Here is a 5,175-nt window from a genome sequence, read left to right as displayed (position 1 = left end):
GTTCGGCGGCGTCCTACTCTCCCACAGGGTCCCCCCTGCAGTACCATCGGCGCTGTAAGGCTTAGCTTCCGGGTTCGGAATGTAACCGGGCGTTTCCCTCACGCTATGACCACCGAAACACTATGAAACAGACAACCGCACCATCACCGTGACCATGGCAATGGGGTTGTTCGTGGTTTCAGAACCAACACAGTGGACGCGAGCAACTGAGGACAAGCCCTCGGCCTATTAGTACCGGTCACCTCCAGCGGTTACCCGCCTTCCAGATCCGGCCTATCAACCCAGTCGTCTACTGGGAGCCTTAACCCATCTAGTGGGTGGGAACACTCATCTCGAAGCAGGCTTCCCGCTTAGATGCTTTCAGCGGTTATCCCTCCCGAACGTAGCCAACCAGCCATGCCCTTGGCAGAACAACTGGCACACCAGAGGTTCGTCCGTCCCGGTCCTCTCGTACTAGGGACAGCCCTTCTCAATGTTCCTGCGCGCGCAGCGGATAGGGACCGAACTGTCTCACGACGTTCTAAACCCAGCTCGCGTACCGCTTTAATGGGCGAACAGCCCAACCCTTGGGACCGACTCCAGCCCCAGGATGCGACGAGCCGACATCGAGGTGCCAAACCATCCCGTCGATATGGACTCTTGGGGAAGATCAGCCTGTTATCCCCGGGGTACCTTTTATCCGTTGAGCGACGGCGCTTCCACAAGCCACCGCCGGATCACTAGTCCCGACTTTCGTCCCTGCTCGACCCGTCGGTCTCACAGTCAAGCTCCCTTGTGCACTTACACTCAACACCTGATTGCCAACCAGGCTGAGGGAACCTTTGGGCGCCTCCGTTACTCTTTAGGAGGCAACCGCCCCAGTTAAACTACCCATCAGACACTGTCCCTGATCCGGATCACGGACCCAGGTTAGACATCCAGCACGACCAGACTGGTATTTCAACGACGACTCCACCTGAACTGGCGTCCAAGCTTCACAGTCTCCCAGCTATCCTACACAAGCCGAACCGAACACCAATATCAAACTGTAGTAAAGGTCCCGGGGTCTTTCCGTCCTGCTGCGCGAAACGAGCATCTTTACTCGTAGTGCAATTTCACCGGGCCTATGGTTGAGACAGTCGAGAAGTCGTTACGCCATTCGTGCAGGTCGGAACTTACCCGACAAGGAATTTCGCTACCTTAGGATGGTTATAGTTACCACCGCCGTTTACTGGCGCTTAAGTTCTCAGCTTCGCCCAACCGAAGTTGGACTAACCGGTCCCCTTAACGTTCCAGCACCGGGCAGGCGTCAGTCCGTATACATCGCCTTACGGCTTCGCACGGACCTGTGTTTTTAGTAAACAGTCGCTTCTCGCTGGTCTCTGCGGCCACCCCCAGCTCACGGAGTAAATCCGATCACCGGTGATGGCCCCCCTTCTCCCGAAGTTACGGGGGCATTTTGCCGAGTTCCTTAACCATAGTTCACCCGAACGCCTCGGTATTCTCTACCTGACCACCTGAGTCGGTTTAGGGTACGGGCCGCCATGAAACTCGCTAGAGGCTTTTCTCGACAGCATAGGATCATCCACTTCACCACAATCGGCTCGGCATCAGGTCTCACCCTTGTGTCATCCGGATTTGCCTGGATGACGGGCTACACCCTTACCCCGGGACAACCACCGCCCGGGATGGACTACCTTCCTGCGTCACCCCATCACTCACCTACTGCAGGTCTGGTCCGTCGGCTCCACCACTTTCCATTCCCCGAAGGGTCCGGAACGGCTTCACGGACTTAGCATCGCCTGGTTCAATGTTTGACGCTTCACAGCGGGTACCGGAATATCAACCGGTTATCCATCGACTACGCCTGTCGGCCTCGCCTTAGGTCCCGACTTACCCTGGGCAGATCAGCTTGACCCAGGAACCCTTAGTCAATCGGCGCACACGTTTCTCACGTGTGTATCGCTACTCATGCCTGCATTCTCACTCGTGAACCGTCCACCACTAGCTTCCGCTGCGGCTTCACCCGGCACACGACGCTCCCCTACCCATCCATACAGGCGTTGGCCCTGTTGTATGAATGACACGACTTCGGCGGTACGCTTGAGCCCCGCTACATTGTCGGCGCGGAATCACTAGACCAGTGAGCTATTACGCACTCTTTCAAGGGTGGCTGCTTCTAAGCCAACCTCCTGGTTGTCTCTGCGACTCCACATCCTTTCCCACTTAGCGTACGCTTAGGGGCCTTAGTCGATGCTCTGGGCTGTTTCCCTCTCGACCATGGAGCTTATCCCCCACAGTCTCACTGCCGCGCTCTCACTTACCGGCATTCGGAGTTTGGCTAAGGTCAGTAACCCGGTAGGGCCCATCGCCTATCCAGTGCTCTACCTCCGGCAAGAAACACACGACGCTGCACCTAAATGCATTTCGGGGAGAACCAGCTATCACGGAGTTTGATTGGCCTTTCACCCCTAACCACAGGTCATCCCCCAGGTTTTCAACCCTGGTGGGTTCGGTCCTCCACGAAGTCTTACCTCCGCTTCAACCTGCCCATGGCTAGATCACTCCGCTTCGGGTCTTGAGCGCGCTACTAAACCGCCCTATTCGGACTCGCTTTCGCTACGGCTTCCCCACACGGGTTAACCTCGCAACACACCGCAAACTCGCAGGCTCATTCTTCAAAAGGCACGCAGTCACGACCGTATGTGCAAGCACATACAGCGACGCTCCCACGGCTTGTAGGCACACGGTTTCAGGTACTATTTCACTCCGCTCCCGCGGTACTTTTCACCATTCCCTCACGGTACTATCCGCTATCGGTCACCAGGGAATATTTAGGCTTAGCGGGTGGTCCCGCCAGATTCACACGGGATTTCTCGGGCCCCGTGCTACTTGGGTGTCTCTCAAACGAGCCGTTGATGTTTCGACTACGGGGGTCTTACCCTCTACGCCGGACCTTTCGCATGTCCTTCGCCTACATCAACGGTTTCTGACTCGCCTCACAGCCGGCAGACTGTGAAAGAGAGATCCCACAACCCCGTATACGCAACCCCTGCCGGGTCTCACACGCATACGGTTTGGCCTCATCCGGTTTCGCTCGCCACTACTCCCGGAATCACGGTTGTTTTCTCTTCCTGCGGGTACTGAGATGTTTCACTTCCCCGCGTTCCCTCCACATACCCTATGTGTTCAGGTATGGGTGACAGCCCATGACGACTGCCGGGTTTCCCCATTCGGAAACCCCCGGATCAAAGCCTGGTTGACGACTCCCCGGGGACTATCGTGGCCTCCCACGTCCTTCATCGGTTCCTGGTGCCAAGGCATCCACCGTGCGCCCTTAAAAACTTGGCCACAGATGCTCGCGTCCACTGTGCAGTTCTCAAACAACGACCAACCACCCATCACCCCCGGCCTGTACCGGAGTTCACTGGGGTCGGCACTGAAGGCAGCCTCACGGCCATACCCTCAGACACCCAACAGCGTGCCCGGCCCTGCCGTCACTCGTGGTCAGCTTTCCACGCTCCGAAGAGCAGTACTTGCAGCCCGAGATGACGGACAGTGCCGAATAATCAACGTTCCACCCTTGAGCAACCACCGTCGAACATCTGCCGACGTAATGGCCCTGGACCACCAAGCAAGCTTGGCGGCCTAGATGCTCCTTAGAAAGGAGGTGATCCAGCCGCACCTTCCGGTACGGCTACCTTGTTACGACTTCGTCCCAATCGCCAGTCCCACCTTCGACAGCTCCCTCCCCACAAGGGGGTTGGGCCACCGGCTTCGGGTGTTACCGACTTTCGTGACGTGACGGGCGGTGTGTACAAGGCCCGGGAACGTATTCACCGCAGCAATGCTGATCTGCGATTACTAGCAACTCCGACTTCATGGGGTCGAGTTGCAGACCCCAATCCGAACTGAGACCGGCTTTTTGAGATTCGCTCCACCTCACGGTATCGCAGCTCATTGTACCGGCCATTGTAGCACGTGTGCAGCCCAAGACATAAGGGGCATGATGACTTGACGTCGTCCCCACCTTCCTCCGAGTTGACCCCGGCGGTCTCCTGTGAGTCCCCGTCACCCCGAAGGGCACGCTGGCAACACAGGACAAGGGTTGCGCTCGTTGCGGGACTTAACCCAACATCTCACGACACGAGCTGACGACAGCCATGCACCACCTGTACACCGACCACAAGGGGGGCACTATCTCTAATGCTTTCCGGTGTATGTCAAGCCTTGGTAAGGTTCTTCGCGTTGCGTCGAATTAAGCCACATGCTCCGCTGCTTGTGCGGGCCCCCGTCAATTCCTTTGAGTTTTAGCCTTGCGGCCGTACTCCCCAGGCGGGGAACTTAATGCGTTAGCTGCGGCACCGACGACGTGGAATGTCGCCAACACCTAGTTCCCACCGTTTACGGCGTGGACTACCAGGGTATCTAATCCTGTTCGCTCCCCACGCTTTCGCTCCTCAGCGTCAGTAATGGCCCAGAGATCCGCCTTCGCCACCGGTGTTCCTCCTGATATCTGCGCATTTCACCGCTACACCAGGAATTCCGATCTCCCCTACCACACTCTAGCTAGCCCGTATCGAATGCAGACCCGGGGTTAAGCCCCGGGCTTTCACACCCGACGTGACAAGCCGCCTACGAGCTCTTTACGCCCAATAATTCCGGACAACGCTTGCGCCCTACGTATTACCGCGGCTGCTGGCACGTAGTTAGCCGGCGCTTCTTCTGCAGGTACCGTCACTTGCGCTTCTTCCCTGCTGAAAGAGGTTTACAACCCGAAGGCCGTCATCCCTCACGCGGCGTCGCTGCATCAGGCTTTCGCCCATTGTGCAATATTCCCCACTGCTGCCTCCCGTAGGAGTCTGGGCCGTGTCTCAGTCCCAGTGTGGCCGGTCGCCCTCTCAGGCCGGCTACCCGTCGTCGCCTTGGTGAGCCATTACCTCACCAACAAGCTGATAGGCCGCGGGCTCATCCTGCACCGCCGGAGCTTTTAACCCCCACACATGAGTGCAGGAGTATTATCCGGTATTAGACCCCGTTTCCAGGGCTTGTCCCAGAGTGCAGGGCAGATTGCCCACGTGTTACTCACCCGTTCGCCACTAATCCCCACCGAAGTGGTTCATCGTTCGACTTGCATGTGTTAAGCACGCCGCCAGCGTTCGTCCTGAGCCAGGATCAAACTCTCCGTGAATGTTT

Annotated in this window: 3 rRNA genes; all 3 read right to left on the bottom strand. The window is 57.5% G+C overall.

Annotated features, from left to right (window positions below):
• Nucleotides 1-117, bottom strand: a 5S ribosomal RNA gene (gene rrf, locus SPR02S_RS34620).
• Nucleotides 118-208: 91 nt separating this feature from the next.
• Nucleotides 209-3,330: ribosomal RNA gene (locus SPR02S_RS34615) — 23S ribosomal RNA — on the bottom strand.
• 312 nt (nucleotides 3,331-3,642) lie between these two features.
• Nucleotides 3,643-5,170 (bottom strand): 16S ribosomal RNA (locus tag SPR02S_RS56950).
• The 16S, 23S and 5S rRNA genes sit together here, the layout of an rRNA operon.
• Nucleotides 5,171-5,175: the final 5 nt, after the last annotated feature.

This window comes from Streptomyces prunicolor NBRC 13075 (genome assembly GCF_000367365.1).
In the GTDB taxonomy this organism is placed as follows: Bacteria; Actinomycetota; Actinomycetes; order Streptomycetales; family Streptomycetaceae; genus Streptomyces; species Streptomyces prunicolor.
The sequence above is the reverse complement of the archived record's forward strand: the minus strand, read 5'-3'. Positions and strand labels throughout refer to the sequence as shown.